The sequence below is a fragment of the Stenotrophomonas sp. STEN054 genome, assembly GCF_056854535.1.
Genome location: NZ_JBXFWG010000004.1, coordinates 62,968 through 86,407, shown reverse-complemented (window position 1 = coordinate 86,407; position 23,440 = coordinate 62,968). Strand labels below are relative to the sequence as shown.

The window sequence follows — 23,440 nt, the reverse complement described above, 5'->3', positions numbered from 1 at the left end:
GGTAGCGCCGCGCCATGCGCGGCGGAGAAGCAGAACCGCCGGGCATGGCCCGGCGCTACCGAAGCCGCCTCCGCATCACGCGCGCTGCGCGCGCTTCAGCAGTTTCGCTTCGCGCCTGCGTGCGCGGCGAGCCCGCCAGCGTTCGGCCAGGCACGAGAAGATCACGTACAGCGCCGGGGTGCTAAGCAGGGTCAGGCTCTGCGAGAACAGCAGGCCGCCGATCATCGCGATGCCCAGCGGACGGCGCAGCTCCGAGCCCTCGCCGAGGCCGATCGCCAGCGGCACCGCCGCCAGGATCGCCACCATCGTGGTCATCATGATCGGGCGGAAGCGCACGATGCTGGCCTCGCGCGCGGCCTCGCGCGGCGCCATGCCGTGCTCGCGCTGCGCCACCAGAGCGAAGTCGATCATCATGATCGCGTTCTTCTTGACGATGCCGATCAGCAGCACCAGCGCGATCATCGAGATGACCGACAGTTCGGTGTTGGTACCGAACAGCGCCAGCAGCGCGCCCACGCCGGCGGCCGGCAGGGTCGACAGGATCGTCACCGGGTGGATCAGGCTTTCGTACAGCATGCCCAGCACCAGGTACACGGTCAGGATCGCCGCCATCACCAGGATCAGCATGTCACTGGGGTCGGAACTGAAGCCGAAGCCCGCATCGTCGGCCAGGCGGATGTCGCCCGGCATGCGCATGCCTGCCACCGTCGAATCGATGATCGCCTTGGCCTCGCCGGCGCTGACGCCGGGAGCGAGGTTGTAGCTCAGGTCCATCGTCGTGTACTGGTTTTCATGGGTGATCTGCGACGGCGCCAGCCCCGGGGCCTGGCGGGCCACCGCGGTGATCGGCACCATTTCGCCGCTGCGTGCCTTCACGTACACCTCGTCCAGTGCCGCCGGCGTGGCGGTCTGCGACGGCAGCGCGTTGACCACCACGCTGTACTGGTTGATGTCCGAGTAGATCGTGGAGATCTGGCGCTGGCCGAAGGCCCCGTACAGCGCGCCGTCGATGGCACCCACGCTGATGCCCAGGCGCGCGGCCTTGGCGCGGTCGATCTCGATGTTCTGGCGCAGGCCGGCGTTGTCGACATCGGTGCCGACGTCACGCAGCTTCGGGTTCTTCTTCAGCGCGGCCTGCAGCTTGGGCAGCCATTCCTGCAGCGCGGCCAGGTCGTTGCCCTGCAGCGAGATGCGGTACTGCGCGCCCTGGCTGTTGCCGCCACCGTCGTTGCTGGGCAGGTCCTGGATGGCGCGCAGGCGCAGCTGCAGGTCGGGGTAGCGGTCGGCCTTGGCACTCAGGCGGGCCAGCGCATGCGCGGTGGTCTCGCGGCGGCCATCCTTGCGCGATTTCAGCTCTACGTTGAACTGCGCGCTGGAGCCCTGGCGGCCGCTGCCCAGGCGCACGCCAACGGTCTTCACCGCCGGGTCGGCCATCAGCATGTCGGTGATGCGGCGCTGGCGGGCCACCATGTCCTCGAAGGATACCGTGGCGCTGGAGTTGGCGCGGCCCCAGATCAGGCCGGTATCCTGCGGCGGGAACGCGCCCTTCTTCACCGCACCGAACAGGAAGACGGTGACGCCGATCAGGATCAGCGGGGTGAGCGAGAGCAGCAGCGCATGGCGCAGCGAGAAATCCAGGAACACCGTGTAGATGCGCAGCATGCGGTCATGCCCGGCATCGAGCCAGCGGCCGAAGCGCGACGGTGCGGCGGTGTGGTCATGCGCGCTGAGGAAGCGGCTGCACAGCGCCGGGGTCAGGGTCAGCGAGACGATCATCGAGACCACGATGGCCGCCACCAGGGTGACGGTGAACTCGCGGAAGAACGCGCCCATCATGCCGCTGGCGAACAACAGCGGAATGAACACCGCCACCAGCGAGGCGGTGATCGAGACGATGGTGAAGCCGATCTCGCGCGCACCGGTGAAGGCCGCCTGCATGCGCGGCATGCCTTCGTCGAGGTGGCGCATGATGTTCTCGATCACCACGATGGCATCGTCCACCACGAAACCAATCGCGATCACCAGCGCCAGCAGGCTCAGGTTGTTGAGGGTGAAGCCCAGCGCGTACATCACCAGCGCGGCGCCGGCCAGCGACAGCGGCACGGTCACCGCGGCGATAAGCGTAGGCGCCAGCCGGCGCAGGAACAGCGCCATCGTCAGCACCACCATCGCCAGGCTGATCAGCAGGGTGATCTGCACCTCATGCAGCGACGAACGGATGGTCGGCGTACGATCGAAGTACGGCGTCATCGTGGTGCCGGGCTGCAGGTAGTCGCGCAGGCCGGGAATCTGCGCCTTCACCCGGTCGACGGTCTCGACGATGTTGGCGCCGGCGCGGGTGAACACGTACATCACCACGGCCGGTTTGTGGTTGAACCACGCGGCCTGGTAGGCATCCTGCTGGCCGTCGTAGACGTTGGCGATGTCCTTCAGGCGGATCACCCGGCCATCGCCCTGGGTCTTGACCACCAGCTCGGCGAAATCGGCGGCGCGAGCCACCGAATCGTTGGCGATGATCGCCGTGGTGGTGTTGCCATCGCTGAGGAAGCCGGTGGGCGAGGTCACGTTGGCCGCGCGCACGGCATTGCGCAGGTCATCGGCAGTGAGGCCGAGGGCGTTCATCTGGCGCAGGTTGACGTCCACGCGCACGGCCGGCGTCGAGGCACCGGCGATGTCCACCGAGGCCACGCCGCTGATCTGGCGGATGCGCTGGGCAAGCAGCGAGTCGGCGACGTTGTACAGCTCGTCGGCGGACTGCGTCTGCGAGGTCAGGGCGATGGCGATGACCGGGTCGTCGTTCGGGTTCGCCTTCTGGTACATCGGCGAACCCAGCCCCGAGGGCAGGTCGGCCTGTGCCGAATTGATCGCGGTCTGCACGTCCAGCGCGGCCGAATCGATGTTGCGGTCGGACTGGAAGATCATGAACACCAGCGAGCTGCCTTCCGAGCTCGACGAGCGCATGCGGTCGATGCCCGGCAGCTGGCCGAGGTGGCGTTCCAGCGGTGCGGTCACCGTGGACGCCATGGTCGCCGCATCCGCGCCGGCCTGGTTGGCATGCACGAAGATCACCGGGATCTCGATGTTCGGCAGTGCCGACACGCCCAGCCGCAGATAGCAGATCACGCCGATCATGAACAGGCCGACGGCCAGCAGCGCGGTGCCGATCGGGCGGCGGATGAAGGGGCCGGACAGGTTCATCGTGCGGCCCCCCGCAGCAGCGGGGCGTGGATCATGCCTGCGGCTCCTGCAGCGTGCCGTCGCGCAGGGCGCGCTGCTCGCGGCGGCGGGCCATCCACTCCGAGAAGCGTTCCATGTACAAGTAGATCACCGGCGTGGTGTACAGCGTGACCAGCTGCGAGAGCAGCAGGCCGCCGACGATGGCGATGCCCAGCGGACGGCGCAGCTCCGAACCGATGCCGGTGCCCAGCGCCAGCGGCAGCGCGCCGAGCATGGCCGCGGCGGTGGTCATCATGATCGGGCGGAAGCGCAGCAGGCAGGCGCGGCGGATCGCTTCATGCGCGTTGGCACCGGCACGGCGCGCCTCGATGGCGAAGTCCACCATCATGATGCCGTTCTTCTTGACGATGCCGATGAGCAGCACGATGCCGACGATGCCGTCCACCGACAGGCTCAGGCCGCACACCATCAGCGCCAGCAGCGCACCGACACCGGCCGGCGGCAGGGTCGAGATGATGGTGATCGGGTGGATGTAGCTCTCGTACAGCACGCCCAGCACGATGTAGATGACCACCAGCGAGGCCAGCAGCAGCCACACCACGTCGGTCTGGCTGCCGGTGAATTCGGCCGCCTTGCCGATGAACTCGGCATGCAGGTGGGCCGGCATGTCCAGGCTGTCCTTGGTCTCTTCGATGGCCTTGACCGCATCGGACAGCGAATAGCCCGGGGCGATGTTGAAGGAAACCGTCACCGCCGGCAGCTGCTGCTGGTGGCTGACCACCAGCGGCGCGCTGGTGACCTTGCTGTCGGCCAGCGCCGACAGCGGGATGATGTTGCCTGCACCGACGGTGATGCCGGTGTTCTGCGCGCCGATGCCGGTGGCGGTGGACGAGTTGGACGAGGTGACCTGGCCGAAGCTGGTGGCGTTGGTGCCGGTCAGTGCGCCGGCACCGTTGGAGGCCACGGCCAGCTGTTCCATCAGCGCGGTGCTGGTGCGGAACTCCGGTGCCACTTCCAGCACCACGCGGTACTGGTTGAGCTCGGTGAAGATGGTCGAGATCTGGCGCTGGCCGAACGCATCGTAGAGCGTGTCATCGATGGTCTGCATCGGCACGCCCAGCACGCTGGCCTTGTCGCGGTCGATGTTCAGCTCCAGGGCGCGGCCCTGGTTGGACAGGTTGTTGTCGACGTCGGCCAGTTCCGGGCGTTTGCGCAGCGCCTCGGTCAGGCGCGTGGCCTGGGTGGCCACGGTGGCCGAATCCACGTCGGACAGCGAGTACTGGTACTCGGTGGCGGCCACGCGGGTATCCAGCGTCACGTCCTGCACCGGCTTCAGGTACAGCGCCACGCCGGGGATGCCGGCCACGGCCTTCTGCAGGCGCGGCAGGATCTCATCCAGGCCGTCACGCTCGCCGCGTTCCTTCAGCACGATCGACAGCTGGCCCTGGTTGAGCGTGGGGTTCATGCTGCCGGCGCCGATGAAGGCCGACACGCCGGTCACGTCCGGGTCCTGGCGCAGCGCTTCGGCCACCTGCCTGGTGCGCTGCTCCATCTGCGGGAAGGCGATGTTCTGGTCGGCCTGGACGACGCCGGTGATCAGGCCGGTGTCCTGTTCGGGCAGCAGGCCCTTGGGAATCAGCACGTACAGCAGCACGGTCAACACCAAGGCGCCGCCGGCCACGGCCAGGGTCAGGCGCTGGTGGTCCAGCACCCAGTCCAGGCTGCGCTCGTACAGGCCCACGGTGCGCGTCCACAGGTTCTGCCTGCCGGCCGCCGCTGCGCGCTCATGCGCGTCCTCGCCCTCGGGCAGGGCGTCGGGCTTGAGCAGGTAGGCGCACATCATCGGGGTCAGCGTCAGCGAGATCAGCATCGACAGCACGACCGCGATGCTCAGCACCCAGGCGAACTCATGGAACAGGCGGCCGGTGACGCCGGGCATCAGCAGCAGCGGCAGGAACACCGCCACCAGCGACACGGTCAGCGACAGCACGGTGAAGCCGATCTGGCGCGCACCGATCTCGGCCGCCTCCTTGCCACTCTTGCCCTGCTCGATGTAGCGGACGATGTTCTCGATCATCACGATTGCATCGTCGACCACGAAGCCGGTGGCCACCACCAGCGCCATCAGCGAGAGGTTGTCCAGCGACATGCCGGCGAAGGCCATCACCGCGAAGGTGCCAGCCAGTGACAGAGGCACCGCCACCGACGGAATGATGGTGGCCCAGAACCGCCGCAGGAACACGAAGATGACCGCCACCACCAGGCCGATGGTGAGGATCAGGGTGAACTGCACTTCATGCACCGAGGCGCGGATGGTCTCGGTGCGGTCGTTGAAGACTTCCAGGTGCACGTCGGCCGGCAGCACGCCCTGCAGCTGCGGCAGGATCGCGCGGATGCGCTCGACGGTCTGCACGATGTTGGCGCCCGGCTGGCGGCGCACTTCCAGCAGCACGGCCGGCTTGCCGTTGGCCCAGGCGGCAAGCTGGTCGTTCTCCACGCCATCGACCACGTCGGCCACGTCGGACAACCGCACCGGTCGGCCGTTCTTGTAGCTGATGATGGTGTCGCGGTATTCGGCGGCGCTGGCCAGCTGGTCGTTGGTACCGATGCTGTAGGACTGGGTCTTGCCGTTCAACGAACCCTTGGGCGCATTGACGTTGGCCTGGGTGAGCGCGCTGCGCAGCTCCTCCATGGTCAGGCCCATGTTCGACAGCTGCGCCGGGTTGACCTGGATGCGCACGGCCGGGCGCACGTTGCCGGCGATCGACACCAGGCCCACGCCCTGCACCTGCGACAGGCGCTGGGCGAGGATCGAGTCGGCGTAGTTGTTGACGTCACGCAGCGGACGCGTGTCCGAGGTCAGCTTCAGTGTGACGATGGCCGCGTCGGCCGGGTTCACCCGGTTGTAGACCGGCTGGTACGGCAGCGAGGAGGGCAGGGTGGCCTGGCGGATCGCCGCCTGCACGTCCTGCGCGGCGATGTCGATGTCGCGGTCCATCGAGAACTGCAGGATGATCGTCGACAACCCGGCCGAGGAATCGGAGGTCATCAGTTCCAGCCCGGAGATCTGCCCGAACTGGCGCTCCAGCGGCGTGGTCACCAGCGAAGCCATGGTGGTCGCGTTTGCACCCGGGTACTGGGTGGTGACCACCAGGCTGGGTGCATCGATTTCCGGCAGCGCCGACACCGGCAGCTTGCGGTAACCGAGGATGCCCAGCAGCAACAGACCCGCCATCAACAGCGAGGTAGCGATGGGACGGCGGATGAAGATCGTCGAAAAGCCCACGGACTGATCCTTGCTGGCGCTTCAATGGCAGCGCCGGCTGCGAGGCCGGCGCGAAAGGAAAGGGTGGCCTGCGCTCAGCGCGGGCCACCACCACGACGGCCACCGCCGCCACTCTTCTGTTCGGCGGCCTTCAGTTCGGCCTCGGTCGGCGCGGCCGGGGTCTCACCCGGCTTCAGCGCGGTCACCTTGCTGCCCGGCTTCAGGCGGAACTGGCCTTCGCTGACCACGCGCTCGCCGCCCTTCAGGCCTTCGGCGATCTGCACCTGGCTGTCGCCCACTTCCACGCCGCTGCGGACCGTCTGCATCTTCACCGTGTTGTCGGCCTGCACGAGATAGACGTACTCGCCGTCCGGGCCACGCAGCACCGCTTGGGTGGGGATGACCACGCCGCCGCCGATCGTGCGCAGCTGCATGCGCACGTTGACGAACTGGCCCGGCCACAGGCCGTTGTCGGTGTTGTCGAAGATCGCGCGGGCCTTGAAGGTGCCGCTGTCGGCGCTGATCAGGTTGTCGACCACGTCCAGCTTGCCGTCACCGGACAGCACGTGCGAGTCGGCGCGGTCCAGCGCTGCCACCGGCACGGCACCGGCGTTCTGCGCCTGGCGTACGTCGCCGAGCTGGCGCTCGGGCAGGTTGAACAGCACGTGGATCGGATGGATCTGGGTAAGGGTGACCAGCGCGGTACCGGCGCTGACCACGTTGCCGGCGTCGACCGCGCGGATGCCGGCGATGCCCGAGATCGGCGCGGTGATGCGGGTGTACTGCAGCTGTACCTGTGCGGCACGCGCGCTGGCTTCGTTGGCGGCCACCGCGCTTTCGTACTGTGCCACTTGATTTCGCTGTGTATCCAGATCGGTCTTGGCGACGAACTGGCGGTACTCCGGCGCGTTGGAGCGCTGGTAGTTGGAACGGGCGGTGGCCAGCAGCGCTTCGTTCTGGCGCTTGGCGGCCACGGCCTGGTCGTAGCTGGCCTGGGCGCTGCGCGGGTCGATCTGTGCCAGCAGGTCACCCTGCTTCACTTCCTGGCCCTCGCGAAAATTGATGCTCATCAGCTGGCCGCCGACCTGCGGGCTGACCGTGACGGTGTTCATCGCAGTGACCGTGCCCAGCGCGCTGGCATACACCGGCACGTCCTGGCGCGTCGCATCGACCACGGTCACCGGCACCGGGCCGGCATCGGGATCCTCACCGCCCTGGCGCGCGCCTGCGGCCTGGCCACCGGCCTTGTCCTTGCCGCCACCGAGGACGCGTACGCCCACCACCGCCAGCACCAGCACTGCCACGACCAGCAGCACGATCTTCCAAACACGTGACATTCAAGGACTCCAAGAGGGCTGGACGGGGCGGACCCCGGGTGGCAATGCGCAAAGCATACCTGCGGCCCGCTACGTTTCCTGCATGACGTATGGGACGGGCGCTAAGACCGGGCGCGGCGGAGGAGGTTCCCGTGGGGGCGGTGTTGGCCTACATTCAGGTGCAGACCCCTTCCGTGGAGACCCCCCGATGCGCCGTTCCCTGCTGCTGTCCGCCCTGCTGCTGGCCCTGCCGGCCCTTGCCCACGCCCAGCAGGGCGAGCGCCCGGAGGTGACCGCCGCCGCGCAGCGCCTGCAGGCCCAGGTCGTGGAGTGGCGGCGTGACTTCCACGCGCATCCGGAACTGTCCAACCGGGAGGAGCGTACCTCGGCCGAGGTCGCCAAGCGCCTGCGCGCGATGGGCCTGAAGCCGAAGACCGGCATTGCCCACCACGGCGTGGTGGCGATCATCGAAGGCGGCAAGCCGGGCCCGAAGATCGCCCTGCGCGCGGACATGGATGCGTTGCCGGTGACCGAGCAGACCGGCCTGCCGTTTGCGTCCAAGGCCACCGCGCAGTACCGCGGGCAGACCGTGGGCGTGATGCATGCCTGCGGCCACGATGCGCACACCGCCACCCTGCTCGGCGTGGCGCAGGCGCTGGTGGCGATGAAGAAGGACCTGCCGGGCCAGGTGATGCTGATCTTCCAGCCCTCCGAAGAGGGCGCACCGCCGCCGGAAGAGGGCGGTGCCGCGCTGATGCTGAAGGAAGGGCTGTTTGCCGACTTCAAGCCGGAGGCGGTGTTCGGCCTGCATGTGTTCTCCAGCGTTCAGGCGGGCCAGATCGCGGTGCGTGGCGGCCCGCTGATGGCGGCGTCGGATCGTTTCGGCATCAAGGTGACCGGCCGCCAGACCCATGGCTCGGCGCCGTGGAACGGCGTGGACCCGATCGTGGCCACCGCCGACCTGATCGGTACCGCACAGACCATCGTCAGTCGCCGCACCAACCTGTCCAAGCAGCCGGCGGTGCTGACTTTCGGCGCGATCAACGGTGGCATCCGCTACAACATCATCCCCGACGAAGTGGAGATGGTCGGCACCATCCGCACCTTCGACGAGGGCATGCGTCAGCAGATCTTCGCCGACCTGCGCAACGTAGCCGAGCACACCGCGGCCGCGCACGGGGCCAAGGCGGTGACCGACATCTACGAGTCGGAAGGCAACCCGGCGACGGTGAACGACCCGGCGCTGACCGCGAAGATGCTGCCGAGCCTGCAGGCGGTGGTGGGCAAGGACAACGTGTACGAGCCGCCGCTGCAGATGGGCGCGGAGGATTTCTCGCTGTACGCGAAGGAAGTGCCGGGCATGTTCTTCTTCGTCGGTTCGACCAGCGTGGGCATCGACCCGGCGACGGCGCCGGCGAATCATTCGCCGAAGTTCCTGCTGGATGAGAAGGCGCTGGATGTCGGGTTCCGGGCGTTGATGCAGGTGAGCCTGGATTACTTGAACGGCGCCGGCTGAGGTATTCCGGCAGGGCTTGCAGCCCTGCACCCGCAGAATCAACGGCAACGGCCGAAGCAACAGCAACAGCGGGCTATCCGTGGGATGGCGGGGTGGGTCCGGTTGAGGGGGACGCCGTAAACCCGTCCATGGGGGCTTGGTCGCGGCATCCATGCCGCTCACACCCCCTCAACCGGACCCACCCCGCCTTCGACAGACTTCCGCGATCTGTCGGAACGGCCTTCTGCTTTGGTGGGTGCCGACCGTTGGTCGGCACGGCAGGCGTCATGAACGTCTGAAGGATCGGCTTTTGATTTTGATTTTCCTGATCTTTCCCGGGGTGGCGCGGGAGACTGTCCGTGGCCCGGGGGGGGGGGGGTTGGGTGGGGGGGGGGGCCCGAGAGGCCCGGGCCCCCCCCCCAAAGACGCGCATGAACGCGCACACCCCCCCCCCACCCCACCCCCCCCCGGCCAATCCCGAGATCCTGCCCACCACCACCACGGAGGGGCTCCGCCGTTGGCCGACCCGGCCGAAGGCCCGCTTTTCGCGCGATACAATAAGCAGCATGAACACCCCCCAGGACTCCAGCCTCGGTCGCGAGGTCAGTTACCCGTCGCAGTACGATCCCGGCCTGCTGTTTCCCATCCCCCGCATCAGCGCCCGCGCCGAGATCGGCCTCGATGACGCCGCGCTGCCGTTCGTCGGCCACGACCGCTGGCACGCGTTCGAACTGAGCTGGCTCGACCCGCGCGGCAAGCCGCAGGTGGCCGTGGCCACCGTGCAGGTGCCGTGCACCTCGCCGCGGCTGATCGAATCGAAGTCGTTCAAGCTGTACCTGAACTCCCTCAACAGTGCCCGCATCGACAGCGCCGAGGCGCTGCGCGAGCGCCTGGTGGCCGATCTGTCGGCCTGCGCGGGTGCGCCGGTGCAGGTGCAGTTCGGCTTGCCGCCGCTGGTCGAGGCGCCGCTGGGCGAATCGATCGATGGCCTGGACGTGGGGATCGACTGCTACGGCCCGCCGCAGGCGGATTACCTCGCTGCCGATGCCGGCGAGGTGGTGGAGGAGACCCTGGTCTCGTCCCTGCTGAAATCCAACTGCCCGGTTACCGGCCAGCCGGACTGGGCCACCGTCAGCGTCCGCTACCGTGGCCCGAAGATCGACCGCGCCGGCCTGCTGCGCTATCTGGTCAGCTACCGCGAGCATGCCGAGTTCCACGAGCAGTGCGTGGAGCGCATCTTCAGCGAGGTGTCCGCGCGCTGCCAGCCGCTGTGGCTGGAAGTGGAGGCGCGCTACACCCGCCGCGGCGGCCTGGACATCAATCCCTGGCGCGCCAGCCACGGCATCGCCGGCCCGGCCGCGACCTTCCGCGAGCTGCGCCAGTGACCGCCGCAGGCGGTTAAGGGGAATGCCGGCCGCTGGCCGGCAAGCGCAGCGGGCACCCGCCACCCCGATTGTTCAGCCGCCCACCCGGGCGGCTTCACATCTGCACCATCCCCATTTAACAACCTCCATGTCACCGTGCCATCCACGTAGTCATGCAGACGGGAGTGTGTGGATGAGCACCGAGAAGAAAGCCGATTTTTCCGGCGTCACTTCCAGCGTCGACAGCACCGCCGAGCTGGTACCCAAGGCGGACTTCTCCGGCGTCACGTCATCGGTGGACAGCACCGCCGACGTGGTCAGCGTCGGCACGTACACCGTGCAGAAGGGCGATTCGCTGTCGAAGATCGCCAAACTTCACCTGGGCGATGCCAACGCCTGGAAGAAGATCTTCGAGGCCAACCGCGACGTCCTCGACGACCCGGACAAGATTTTCCCGGGCCAGACCCTGAAGCTGCCGCCGAAATAAGCCGGCCCGCGCCCACGGGCGCACCAAGGCCGTCCGATAATCCCTGGGAGGAATACCCGAATGATCAAGACCAGCCCGCTCCAGACCGCCCTCATCGCCGCCCTGCTGGGCAGCGTTGCCCTGGTCGGTTGCAAGAAGAAAGAAGAGTCCGCCGACAACAACGCCGCCCCGGCCGCGACCACCCCGGCTGAGCCGGCACCGGCGCCGATGACCGGCGCGCCGCCGCCGATGGCGGAAGCGGCTCCGGTCGCCGTATCGACCGTCACCGTGGGCAAGACCGCTGCCGCTGACAAGTCGGTGGCTCAGGCCGCGCTGTTCGCGCCGAAGGACGATGTGATTGTGTCGGTGCGCACCGATGCTGCTGCAAACAATGTCACCGTAGGTGCCAAGCTGACCTTCCAGGACGGCCAGGTGGCCGGCGAGCAGAACGCTACGCTGAATGCCTCGGGTGCCGAGACGACCAACATCACGTTCAAGAACGCCAATGGCTGGCCGGCGGGCAAGTACCGCGCAGAAGTCATGGTTGATGGCAAGGCGGCGGGAATGCCGCAGGAGTTCGAGGTCAAGTAAGTCCCGCCGACTCTCTCCCGGTTGGACTCACGATGGACGCAGCCGCGAGGCTGCGTCTTTTTTGTTTGTGGCTCCAGGAGAAGCTCCATCCACGCATGGCGTGGATCTACTGGCGCGCGTGGCCGACATGGTTGCATCCGACACCACGCGGCTCGATCACAGCGTTGCCGTGGTGCAGTACCGCAGCGTATGGCATGGCTTTGCCCCGCGCGGCTGAAAACGCGACAATGCAGGGGTTTCCCCATCGCGCGCCCACCCTCACGGCGGCGGGGAAAGTGACACGGTTGCACGTGGCACGGCGCCTGCGCCGGCCTTCCCCTGAGAACTGCTACAGAGTCCAAGTCCCCCATGTCCAAGATCCTCTACACGCTGACCGACGAAGCACCGTTCCTGGCTACCCAGTCGCTGCTGCCGATCGTCGACGCCTACACCGCCACCGCTGCCATCGTGGTGGAAACCCGTGACATCTCGCTGTCCGGCCGCATCCTGTCGCAGTTCCCGGAACTGCTCAGCGACGCGCAGAAGGTCAGCGACGACCTGGCCGAGCTGGGCCAGCTGGCGACGACCCCTGACGCCAACATCATCAAGCTGCCGAACATCTCCGCTTCGGTGCCGCAGCTGAAGGCCGCCATCAAGGAACTGCAGGACCAGGGCTACCCGCTGCCGGCTTACCCGGAAACCCCGGCCGACGACCAGCAGCGCGACTACAAGGCGCGCTATGACAAGGTCAAGGGCAGCGCAGTGAACCCGGTGCTGCGCGAAGGCAACTCCGACCGCCGTGCACCGCTGTCGGTGAAGAACTACGCGCGCAAGCATCCGCACCGCATGGGCGCCTGGGCGTCGGATTCGAAGTCGCACGTCGCGCACATGGCCGCCGGCGATTTCTACGGCAGCGAAAAGTCGGCCACCCTGGCCAATGCCGGTTCGCTGAAGATCACCTTCCATGGCAAGGACGGCAGCGCTGTCGTGCTGAAGGAAAAGACCGCGGTCAAGGCCGGCGAGATCGTCGATGCCGCGGTGATGAGCCGCAAGGCACTGGCGGCCTTCATCGGTGAGCAGATCGCCGATGCCAAGGCCCAGGGCGTGCTGTTCTCGCTGCACCTGAAGGCGACCATGATGAAGGTCTCCGACCCGATCATGTTCGGCGTGGCCGTCAACGAGTTCTACAAGGACGTGCTGGCCAAGCACGCCGACGTGCTGAAGCAGGCCGGTTTCGATGCCAACAACGGCATCGGTGACCTGGCCGCACGCCTGCCGTCGCTGCCGGAAGCCACCCGCGCCGCGATCGAAGCCGACCTGGCCGCCGAGTACGCACAGCGTCCGGGCGTGGCGATGGTCAACTCGGACAAGGGCATCACCAACCTGCACGTGCCGAGCGACGTCATCGTCGACGCCTCGATGCCGGCGATGATCCGCGACTCCGGCAAGATGTGGAATGCCGAAGGCAAGCTACAGGACACCAAGGCCGTCATCCCCGACCGCTGCTACGCCGGCGTGTACCAGGCCGTCATCGACGACTGCAAGGCCAACGGTGCCTTCAACCCGGCCACCATGGGCTCGGTGCCGAACGTCGGCCTGATGGCGCAGAAGGCTGAAGAGTACGGCTCGCACGACAAGACCTTCCAGATCGCCGCCGACGGCGTGGTCAAGGTCACCGACGAGGCCGGCACCGTGGTGTTCGAGCACGCCGTGGAAGCCGGTGACATCTGGCGCATGTGCCAGACCAAGGACGCGCCGATCCAGGACTGGGTCAAGCTGGCCGTCGAACGCGCCCGCCTGAGCAGCACCCCGGCCGTGTTCTGGCTGGATGCCGGCCGCGCCCACGACGCGCAGGTCATCGCCAAGGTCGAGCAGTACCTGAAGGACCACGACACCAACGGCCTGGACATCCGCATCCTGCCGCCGGTGGAGGCGACCGCCTTCTCGCTGGACCGCATCCGCAAGGGTGAGGACACCATCTCGGTGACCGGCAACGTGCTGCGCGACTACCTCACCGACCTGTTCCCGATCATGGAACTGGGCACCAGCGCCAAGATGCTGTCGATCGTGCCGCTGATGGCCGGTGGCGGCCTGTTCGAGACCGGCGCCGGTGGTTCGGCCCCGAAGCACGTGCAGCAGTTCGTCGAAGAGGATTACCTGCGCTGGGATTCGCTGGGTGAATTCCTGGCTCTGGCCGCGTCGCTGGAACACCTGGGCAACCGCTACGACAACGCCGCCGCCCGCGTGCTGGCCAAGGCGCTTGACGAAGCCAACGGCCAGTTCCTGGACAACGACAAGTCGCCCTCGCGCAAGCTGGGCGGTATCGACAACCGCGGCAGCCACTTCTACATCGCGCTGTACTGGGCCCAGGCCCTGGCCGCGCAGGATGAAGACGCCGCACTGAAGGCCCGCTTCGCTCCGCTGGCCAAGGCACTGACCGACAACGAGCAGACCATCGTTGACGAGCTGGCCGCAGTGCAGGGCAAGGCCGTGGACATCGGTGGCTACTATCGTCCGGACGTGGCCAAGGCCAGCAAGGCCATGCGCCCGAGCGCGACCTTCAACACCGCGCTGGAGCAGCTGCGCGGCTGATCGATCGCCCCCAGGAAGTGAAATCGAAACCCGCGCTACGGCGCGGGTTTCTTTTTGCCTGTGCGGGCTTGTGTAGAGCCGAGCCATGTTCGGCTGCCTCGACGCTAGGAAAGGGCGCAAGCAGAAGCAGCCGAGCATGGGCTCGGCTCTACACAAGCTCCCCCACGCCGGCGTATGGTGGATGCCCGTCTCCCTGCCGAGCCGTGCATGTCCCAGCCTGACATCGCCGTCGACCTGGCACCGCGCATCGCCGTGGCCATCCGCGATGGCTTCGAGGACTACCACGCGCGCTTCGCGGCGATCACCGGGCGGGCGCGGCGGCGCTTCGAGCAGCGCGACTGGGCCGCTGCACGGCAGGATGCGGTCGCGCGCATCGCCCTGTACGACCTGTGCATCGCCGAGCGGATGGATGCGCTGCGGCGCATGGCCGGCGATGCCATCGGCGTGCGCGCGCTGTGGCTGCAGGTGCACGCGCACTACAACGCGCTGCTGCAGGGTTCGATCGACGCCGAACTGTACAAGACCTTCTACAACACCCTGGCGCGGCGCCTGTTCGCCACCCGCGGGGTCGACCCGGCGCTGGAATTCATCGCCTTCGACATCGAACCCTCCGATGCGATCACCCACCCGGTGGCTCGCCACACCTACGCGGTATCGCCCACGCGCCCGGTGGAGGCCCTGCAGCGGGTGCTGGCCGACTGCCGCTTCGACGTGCCTTACGTTCACCAGCTGCGCTGCGCTGCGGCGATCGCCATCCGCCTGCAGGATGACCTCGCCCATTGGGGCGAGACGCCGGTGCGCAGCATCGAGCTGCTCGATACCGTCTTCTACCGCGAGCGCCGCGCCTACCTGGTCGGCCGCGTGTTCGGCGAACACCGCTTCTCGCCCTGCATCATCGCCCTGGTCAACGACGAGCATGGCCTGCGCGCCGATGCGGTGCTGACCCGGCGCCGCGATGTCGCCCACCTGTTCGGTGTCTCGCGCAGCTATTTCCAGGCCAACCTGGCCACCGTCGGCGATGCCGTGGTGTTCCTGCGCAGCCTGCTGCCGGGCAAGCCGATCGACGAGATCTACACCGTGCTCGGCCGCGCCAAGCAGGGCAAGACAGAGCGCTACCGCACCTTCTTCCGCCACTTCAACGAACACCCGCACGAACAGCTGGTGCATGCCGAGGGCACGCCGGGCATGGTCATGGCGGTGTTCACCCTGCCCAGCTATCCGCTGGTGTTCAAGCTGATCCGCGACCGCTTCGCCTGGCCCAAGGCGATGTCGCGCCAGCAGGTGGAAGAGAAGTACGCGCTGGTGTTCAACCTGGACCGCGTCGGCCGCCTGCTCGATGCCCAGCCCTACCGCCACCTGCGCTTCCCGCGCGCGCGCTTCGCCCCGGCGGTGCTGGACGAGCTGCTGCAGCAGTGTGCGCAGAGCGTGCGCGTGCAGGGCGACGAGATCGAGATCGCTCTGTGCTACGTGCAGCGTCGCTTCCGCCCATTGAACCTGTACCTGCGCGAGCAGGGCGCGCCGGCCGTGCGCGCGGCCGTGCTGGACTACGCGCAGGCGATCACCGACATGGCCCGCAACAACATCTTTCCCGGCGACATGCTGCCGAAGAACTTCGGTGTGTCGCGCCACGGTCGCGCCGTGTTCTACGACTACGACGAGCTGTGCCTGGTCAGTGATTGCGTATTCCGCGAGTGGCCGCAGCCGCGTACGCCGGAAGAGGCACTTGCCGACGAACCCTGGTTCCATGTGGGGCCGCGTGACGTTTTTCCCGAGCGCTTCGGTCCGTTCATGGGCCTGCCGGCGCAGGAGCTGGCGGCGGTGCGTGAACACTACCGACACCTGTTCGATCCCGCCTGGTGGCAGGGCCTGCAGGCCCGCTTTGCCAGCGCCGACTACCCTGACACGCCGCCGTATGCGGCCGGCCATCGGCTGGCGTGATCAGCCATGCCGTAACGCATCGCGCGGCGACCTGCGGTAGGCTTCGTACCTCGAACACAAGGAGTGAGTGTGATGCGATCTTCCCTTTTCCTGGCCCTGACCCTGGCCCTCGGTGGCGGCGCGGCCTGCATCGGCACCGCCGATGCGCAGAGCATGCGCGAGGTGCGCAAGCAGATGGAGGCCAGCATGACACTGAACGGTGTCATCAACATTGGCCGCGAAGGCCAGGTCGAAGACTTCCAGCTGGACCGCCGTGACAAGGTGTCTGCCGACGTGGCGGGCATGGTCGAGGGTTCGGTAAAGGGGTGGCGCTTCGAACCGGTGCTGGTCGATGGCCAGCCGGTGCGGGCTCGCACCGAAGTCCGCCTGCGCCTGCTGGCTGACAGTCTCACCGACGCCACGATGCAGATCCGCATCGCCGATGCGAACTTCGGTCCGGTCCAGGATGAGAACAAGCTGTCCAGCGACGATGTCACGGCACTGAAAATGCGCCCGCCGGCCTACCCCGAAAGGGCGTACGCGATCGGCGGCCAGGGTGAGGTGACGCTGCTGGTGAAGGTCGGGCGTGATGGCAAGGTGGCCGATGTGATCGCCGAGCGCACCAACCTGAGGGTGGTTGCACCCGAACGCCAGATGCAGATGCTCCGCGATGTGCTGGCCAAGGCCAGCGTCAGTACCGCTCGCAGCTGGACGTTCAATCCGCCAACCACTGGCGAGGACAAGGACAACCCGTTCTGGACGGTGCGGATACCCGTCAACTTTGCCCTCAGCCGCGGAGAAGAGCGCTATGGCCGCTGGACGGCTTACATTCCGGGCCCGCGCCAGCAGGCCCCTTGGAAGACCGGCGAAGACGAAAAGGCCACCGGTACCGACCTGCTGCCCGAAGGCGGCGTCTACATGGTCGGCCGCAACGACGGTCCGCGCCTGCTGACGCCGCTGGGCTGACCGGCGCGGCCACAGCGCCAGGCATCGCCTGGCGCGCCCGCGCACGGATCAATCCGCGTGCGGGTAGACCACCACGCGGTTGCGGCCCTGTTCCTTGGCCAGGTACAGGGCCTTGTCGGCCAGCCGCAGCGCCTGTTCCACGTCGGCATGGAACGTGGGGAAATGGGCCACGCCCAGCGACACGGTGATGCTGCCGACCGGCGCGAACGGCTGCCCGGCAATCGCCTGGCGCAGGCGCTCGGCGGTCTGCTGGGCCGCCACCACGCTGACGCCCGGCAGCAGCACCAGGAATTCCTCGCCACCGGCACGGCACAGCACGTCGGTCTCGCGCGAATGGCGGCGCATCTGCTCGGCGATGTGGGCGATGGCGGCATCGCCGACGTCATGGCCGTGCCCGTCGTTGATTGCCTTGAAGCGGTCGATGTCCAGTGCCACGATTGCGAACGGCACGCCCTGCGCCTGCAGCATCTCCAGCGCGTTCTGCAGGCCGCGGCGGTTCAGCAGCCCGGTCATCGGGTCGGTCCGGCTGGCGCGGTTGAGCGTGCCGATGCGGTCCTGCAGCGCGTTGAAGCTGTACAGCACCGCCTGCTTCAGCTGCGCCACTTCGAAGTACCACGCGCGGATGCCGGTGACATGGTCGATCGCGTTGCCGGTGTCTTCGCCTTCCTGCACGTTGCGCGCCAGCTGCCACAGCGGCATCGAGATGCGCCTGGCAGACCACCAGGTGATCAGCAGCGAGAGCACGCCCAGCGGGATCGCGTTCCAGATGACCGAGGTCATCAACCGCGACAGCGGCTGCAGGGTCGCTTCGGTCGGGCGCTGGGCGATGATGCCCCAGCCGGTGGCCGGCACCGGCGCATAGCCGGACAGCTGTGCGACGCCATGGTTGTTGACCAGCTGCTGGCTGCCGGAGTGCCCGCGCATCACCGCCTTCACCGCCGGGTTGTCCAGCGCGTAGGTGCCCACTTCCTTCGGATTGTTGTGGTAGATGATGCGGCCGTTGTGGTCGACCACGTACAGGTAGGAACCATCGCGGTAATAGTGCTTGCCCAGCAACGTATGCAGCGCGCTGCGCTGGCGCAGGTACAGGGTGCCGCTGACGTAGCCCAGGTAGGCGCCCTGGCGGTCGAAGATCGGGTGCGACAGCGAGATCAGCAGCTTGCCCGTCGCCGACTGGTAGGGATCGCTGACCAGCGGCTGGCGACGCGCCAGCGCCTGGTTGTTGCCGAAGCTCTTCAGCACTTCGCCCTGCAGCTGCAGGGTCTGCGGCGAGGTGGCGATGACCAGGCCGCTGGCATTGACCACCAGCGACGAGTTGAAGCTGCTGGACTGCAGCTGCAGGCGGCTGGCTTCGCCCTGGGCGTGGCCGGCATCCAGGCCGCTTTCGCCGAGCCGGGTGGCGGCGTAGGCCAGCTGCTGCTGCGCGGAGAGCAGGAAGGTCTGCGTCGTATCGGCCAGCTTGCTGGTGTAGACGCGGTTGGCTTCCAATGTGTTGCTCACCAGCTGGTCGCGCTGCACGCGGTAGCTGGCCAGCAGCGTGTTGCCGAGGGCGATGAGCGTACTCAGCAGGGCCAGACCAAGAATCAGCTTGCCCAGGTTGAGGCGGTTGGAGATCGGTGGCATGCGGCGACTGCGCCCACTGCTGCGGCAGCGCAGCCGGGCACGAACGGTGGGAGAACCGCCATTATGGACACATTCGCCTGCCCCGGGGAAAGTACGGTGACCCGGTGTCAGCGTTGCAGGCGTCGCCGCAGCGTATCGCGCACGCGCTCGGCGCCGGCTGCATCGAGCGGCGCCAGCACGCCCTGCGCATCCGGCGGCACGTGCGCGGCAGTGTGCGCACCGGCGTCGAAGACATAGTGGTCAAGCATCGTGCGCCAGTGCGCGCGCTGTTCCGGCGGCAGGTCGCGCAGGGCGAGGATGGCCAGCATCAGCGCGTTCATCGGTGAATCCATCCAGGCCGGCACCGGTCTCCACCAGCTGTTGACCAGCACGTTGAACGCTTCCAGGCCCTCCATGTGGTGCCACCACAGCGAGGGAATGAACACCGCGTCGCCGGGCTCCAGCTCCGCCACCTGGGCCTGTGCCCACGCCTGCGCGAAGCGCGGGAAGCGCTGGAGGTCCGGTGCATGGAAATCGACCAGGCTGATCGCCTGGCCAGCCGGGGTGAAGTCCAGCGGCCCGACGTACAGGTTGTCGATCTGTTCCGGGGCGAACAGGGTGACGCGGCGGCGGCCGGCCGCCACGCAGGCCAGGTTGTCCGGCACGTCCTGGTGGGCGGCGATGCGCGAGCGGTTGCCGATCCAGATGCTGGCCAGCGGATCGGCCACGCCGAGGCGCAGCGGATTGGCCTGGCTGAAACCCGGCAGGAAGCTGTCCAGCGTGGTCGAAGCCACATAGATGGACGGCGGCGCGGGATCGCTGGCGTACTTCAGCAGCGTGGCCAGCACCACCTTCAGCGGAATCTGCTCGCGGCGGAAATTGAAGCCGCTCATGTCTTCGTTGTAGAACAGCCGGCCCCGCGTGTCGGGTGCGGCGGTGGTCGCCGTCACCGGCATCTGCCCATGGTCGAAGCTGGCCAGGTGGGCCACCGCCTCGGCGGCGGATCGGCGCGCGGCCATCACCAGCGGCCAGTGCGCCACCAGCCCACGGATCACCTTCGGCGTGGTCCAGGTGGTCAGCTGCACAGGCAGCTGCGCCGGGTCCAGGCCGTGGATCTCTTCGATGGGGCAGGGCGGAGGCATGCGCGGGTGTCCAGGGCAGAGTGGAGCCGAGCGTGGGCTCGGCTCTACAGAATTGCACGGGCCGATGACTGCCCCGTAGAGCCGAGCCCATGCCCGGCCCCACGGTACTGCAGCCGGTCAGAACTTGTAACGCACGCCGAACATGTAGCGCGGGCCGGTCTGGGTGGCGTAGCGCAGCATGTTGGTGTGGCGAGCGTAGGTGCGCATGGTCTCGTCGGTCAGGTTGATCGCTTCCAGGCTCAGCGTCAGCTGCTCGCTCACCGCATAGCTGATGTTCAGATCGAGCTGGCCGTAGGCGGCGGTGTAGTTCGGGTTCGGGCCCTGGCCACCGATGCCGTTGAGGAACTTGTCACGCCAGTTGTAGGCCGCACGGATCTGCCACGAATTCTTGTCATAGAACGCGACCACGTTGGCCGAATCGCTCAGGCCGATCATCGGGTACTGGTCACCCAGGCTGAGGTTGTTGAAGGTCAGCCCCGACTTCACCTTGGTGTAGTTGGCGGCCAGGCCGAAACCGGATCGGCCGAACAGGTGCTGCACCGCCACTTCCCAGCCATCGAGGTGGTCCGAGCGCTGGTTGGCGGGCAGAGTGATGTCGAACCCGGCAATCGGGTCGCCCGGCTGGCCGACGATACTGCCGGTCTGCTGGCCGGCCGAGTTGACGCCCGTGGAGGTCACGCCCGGATCGCCAGCGTGGTTGGTGAAGATGTAGTTGCGGATGCATACCGTGTCGGTGGTCACGCAGCCTGATGCCAGCGCCTCGTTCCAGTAGGCGCCACCGACCGGCGTATGCAGGCTGCCGGCGTTCTCGCGCGCGATGGTGTTGCTGATGAAGTTCTTGATGTTCTTGCGGAAGAAGCCCACCGAAGCGTAGCTGGCCTCGCCGTAGTACCACTCCAGCGACAGGTCGAAATTGTCCGACAGCAACGGCTCCAGTGCCGGATTGCCGCGCGAGCCGGTGCCGCCCTGGGTGCGCACGATGTTATCCAGGCGCTGGCCACTTTCGATCTGCGTCCAGCCAGGCCGACCTAGGCTGCGGCTGTAGCTGCCGCGCAGGGCGAGCGACTCGCTGAAGTCGAGCTTCAGGTCGACGTTGGGCAGCAGATAGTCGTACTTGCCTTTGCCGCCGACGAATGCACCTTCGTCGGCATAGGTGATGTTGAATTCGTTGAGCGAGTTCCAGCTGATCGAGGTCGGCACCCTGACCAGCGCCAGCGATTCAACTTCAGTCTGCTCGTAGCGCACGCCGGCCGCGACGTGCAGCGGCATGTTCCAGTCGAACGTGGTGCGGTACTGCAGATAGGCGCTCTTGGAGGTCTCTTTCGTGCGGATATCCTCGGAGTACTCGGTAGGGGCCAGATAGCAGGTGGGGCAGGCTGGCTCCGCTCCGTTGGCGACCTGCGCGGCGCGGTCGCGCAGGCGGTCGAAGTCGAACACCAGGAACTGACCGGTCAGCCGGGGATCGTTGTGGCCGGAGAACGCCTTGAAGTACTTGCCCATGTCATCGGCGTACCAGATGCTGTCGTCGTAGTCTGCCGGTGTGCCCACGCCGCCCCAGCTGTCGCGCTGCTCGATGGCAGCCGCCGAGCGGTTGTCGACCTGGGTGTGGCCCACGCCGAAATCCAGTGCCGAGTAGTCGGCAAAACGGAACACGCCCTTGGCCTGGAACTGCTCCACCTCCGACTTGTTGTAACTGTTCTGGAACACCGAGCCGGTCACCAGGGCGTCCGATGCCTGCACGCCACCGGGCGGAAGGGCGATGTTGATGATGGGCAGCTCGCCGCTGTAATCCACGGTGGTCTTGCCGCGCACGTAGGCAGCTACGCCCAGCACACCGGCGGAGCCGTAAGGGCCATCCGGCTGGGATTCAGCACTGGCGCGGTGGTAGTCGAATGACAGATCCAGTGCGTCGTTGACCTCCCACTCCACATTGAAACCCACCGATTCCATGCTGTTCTTCGTGGCCAGCTTCATGCCGCCCATGGCGACATCGCCGTTGACCACGTCTTCGCTATAGACGATCGGCGCGGCCACGGGGCCGTTGGTCCAGGTGCTGTCACCCGGGCCGTAGTTGAACCACACCGAAAGCTCGCTGCGCTGTTGCTGCACCTTGTTTTCCACGTAGGTGTAATCGAGCGTGGTGGTCACGTTGTCCACCGGCTTCCATTGCAGGGTCGCCTGCCCGTTGGTGCGCTGGCGCTGCACAGCGTTGACGTTGTAGGCGGTGTTCTGCGGCCGGCCGTAGATATCGTTCGGACCGGGACGGTTGCTGATGCGGTCCGAGTAGCCTTGGCCCGGCTGGGGCAAGGCCCGCCAGTCGGAAGTGTCATTGCCGCGCAGGGTGGCCCAGCCTTCGGCCACAGTGGCTTGGTTGAACCCCGAGTCACGCTCCTGGTGGCTGCCACTGAGCGCTACACCGAAGCGCCCATCGGCATAGGTCTGGCTGAAGATGCCTGACAGCTCACCGGTGATGTTGGACCCCTGCATCGTGCGTGGCACATTGTCGTTGGAGGTATCGTGCACCGCCTTCATGCCCAGGCTGATGACCGGTGCCGCTTCCAGGGGGCGCATTGTCTTGATGTTGATCGTTGCGCCAATGCCGCCGGTCGGATTGTCTGCGCGGGTGGTCTTGTACACCTCCACCGCCGAGATCGATTCGGAGGCGATGTTGGCGAAGTCGAACGAGCGCGATCCGTTCAGGCCGCCACCGCCGTTGCCCAGGTTGGACGCCGGCATCTGCCGACCATTCAACAGCACCAGGTTGTAGTCGGGGCCGATGCCGCGCACGGTTACCTTCGAGCCTTCGCCGCTGGAGGTGCGGTCGATCGACACGCCGCTGATGCGCTGCAGCGACTCTGCCAGATTGGTATCGGGGAACTTGCCGATGTCCTCGGCGACGATGCCATCGACCACGCCCTGGCTGTCACGCTTGAGGTTCATCGACGACTGCAGGCTGCCGCGGATACCGGTGACCTGCACCGTATCGAGCGTGGCCGGGTCGGGTGTTTCGCCGGCAGGTGCGTCCTGCGCCCAGGCTGGTGCAGCAAGCGCTGCGAGCAGCGCGGAAGTGAGCATCGTCTTGCGAGGTACTGCCTTGTACGTCTTCATGGAAGCTCCCTCCCCAGGGAATTCGGTGGTGTCGTTGCGGCGTTGTCCCGATCGCGGGTTACTGCATGTGGCCGGATTGGAACGACGGTTGACAGCGTTGTCAACAAACTGCCATCAAGTGCACCTGATCGGCGCTGGGGTGGGTCGCCATGTAAACGTTGCCATGAATGCGCTCAGGCTGATGAATTCCCTTTGTCGGCGGTATTTGCAGCGGTTTTCCAGCAATGACAGCGCTGCCAATGGAGCGGCGGAATTGTGTTGTGCGGTGCAGAACAAAACTGCGCGGATGCTGTTGTGCACAGGCGGAACGCAGCAGCTGTTGTGTACTGACAGCGCTGGACAAATGGAGCACGCACCGGATGTCGTGCATGTCCGCTTGATGGCTTGAATCAATGACCGGGAGGACAGGTTCTGGACATGGCAACGAGCGCCCGCGGACAACGCGTGTACGGTGCTGGGC

Annotated in this window: 14 protein-coding genes; 7 read left to right on the top strand and 7 right to left on the bottom strand. The window is 66.9% G+C overall.

Features of this window, described 5'->3' with window-relative positions:
• Positions 1-75 precede the first annotated feature (75 nt).
• The 3 genes from AC1VXD_RS02545 to AC1VXD_RS02535 form a co-directional block, all read right to left on the bottom strand.
• Positions 76-3,198 (bottom strand): efflux RND transporter permease subunit, encoded by a 3,123-nt coding sequence (locus AC1VXD_RS02545; protein WP_482990692.1) that lies wholly within the window; start codon positions 3,196-3,198, stop codon positions 76-78.
• Between the two features lie 31 nt (positions 3,199-3,229).
• Positions 3,230-6,463, bottom strand: a complete 3,234-nt coding sequence (locus AC1VXD_RS02540) for an efflux RND transporter permease subunit (protein ID WP_482990691.1) — start codon at positions 6,461-6,463, stop codon at positions 3,230-3,232.
• Between the two features lie 74 nt (positions 6,464-6,537).
• Complete coding sequence (locus tag AC1VXD_RS02535; RefSeq protein WP_482990690.1) at positions 6,538-7,779, bottom strand: efflux RND transporter periplasmic adaptor subunit; 1,242 nt, start codon at positions 7,777-7,779, stop codon at positions 6,538-6,540.
• A 187-nt stretch (positions 7,780-7,966) separates the two neighbouring features.
• Here AC1VXD_RS02535 and AC1VXD_RS02530 point away from each other — a divergent pair, with 187 nt between their 5' ends.
• The 7 genes from AC1VXD_RS02530 to AC1VXD_RS02500 all read left to right on the top strand — a co-directional run bounded on the left by AC1VXD_RS02530 (position 7,967) and on the right by AC1VXD_RS02500 (position 17,128).
• Positions 7,967-9,274, top strand: a complete 1,308-nt coding sequence (locus AC1VXD_RS02530) for a M20 family metallopeptidase (RefSeq protein ID WP_482990689.1) — start codon at positions 7,967-7,969, stop codon at positions 9,272-9,274.
• Positions 9,275-9,819: 545 nt separating this feature from the next.
• On the top strand, positions 9,820-10,638 hold the full coding sequence (queF, locus tag AC1VXD_RS02525; protein ID WP_482990688.1) for an NADPH-dependent 7-cyano-7-deazaguanine reductase QueF: 819 nt from the start codon (positions 9,820-9,822) through the stop codon (positions 10,636-10,638).
• Positions 10,639-10,810: 172 nt separating this feature from the next.
• On the top strand, positions 10,811-11,104 hold the full coding sequence (locus AC1VXD_RS02520; RefSeq protein WP_482990687.1) for a LysM peptidoglycan-binding domain-containing protein: 294 nt from the start codon (positions 10,811-10,813) through the stop codon (positions 11,102-11,104).
• A 60-nt stretch (positions 11,105-11,164) separates the two neighbouring features.
• Positions 11,165-11,674, top strand: a complete 510-nt coding sequence (locus tag AC1VXD_RS02515; RefSeq protein WP_482990686.1) for a hypothetical protein — start codon at positions 11,165-11,167, stop codon at positions 11,672-11,674.
• Between the two features lie 348 nt (positions 11,675-12,022).
• Positions 12,023-14,245, top strand: a complete 2,223-nt coding sequence (locus AC1VXD_RS02510; protein WP_482990685.1) for an NADP-dependent isocitrate dehydrogenase — start codon at positions 12,023-12,025, stop codon at positions 14,243-14,245.
• A gap of 207 nt (positions 14,246-14,452) precedes the next feature.
• Positions 14,453-16,183, top strand: coding sequence for a bifunctional isocitrate dehydrogenase kinase/phosphatase (gene aceK / locus AC1VXD_RS02505; RefSeq protein ID WP_482990684.1), 1,731 nt, complete (start codon positions 14,453-14,455; stop codon positions 16,181-16,183).
• A 72-nt stretch (positions 16,184-16,255) separates the two neighbouring features.
• On the top strand, positions 16,256-17,128 hold the full coding sequence (locus AC1VXD_RS02500; RefSeq protein WP_482990683.1) for an energy transducer TonB: 873 nt from the start codon (positions 16,256-16,258) through the stop codon (positions 17,126-17,128).
• Positions 17,129-17,176: 48 nt separating this feature from the next.
• On the opposite strand, the gene AC1VXD_RS02495 is transcribed toward AC1VXD_RS02500, so the two are convergent.
• The 4 genes from AC1VXD_RS02495 to AC1VXD_RS02480 form a co-directional block, all read right to left on the bottom strand.
• Positions 17,177-18,751 carry a sensor domain-containing diguanylate cyclase gene (locus AC1VXD_RS02495; protein ID WP_482990682.1) on the bottom strand — a complete coding sequence of 525 codons (1,575 nt, stop codon included), beginning with the start codon at positions 18,749-18,751 and terminating at the stop codon, positions 17,177-17,179.
• A 107-nt stretch (positions 18,752-18,858) separates the two neighbouring features.
• Entirely contained in the window at positions 18,859-19,872 is a 1,014-nt protein-coding gene (locus tag AC1VXD_RS02490) for a cupin-like domain-containing protein (protein ID WP_482990681.1), read from the bottom strand.
• 117 nt (positions 19,873-19,989) lie between these two features.
• Positions 19,990-22,980 carry a TonB-dependent receptor gene (locus tag AC1VXD_RS02485; RefSeq protein WP_482990680.1) on the bottom strand — a complete coding sequence of 997 codons (2,991 nt, stop codon included), beginning with the start codon at positions 22,978-22,980 and terminating at the stop codon, positions 19,990-19,992.
• 100 nt (positions 22,981-23,080) lie between these two features.
• Entirely contained in the window at positions 23,081-23,350 is a 270-nt protein-coding gene (locus AC1VXD_RS02480) for a hypothetical protein (protein WP_482990679.1), read from the bottom strand.
• Positions 23,351-23,440: the final 90 nt, after the last annotated feature.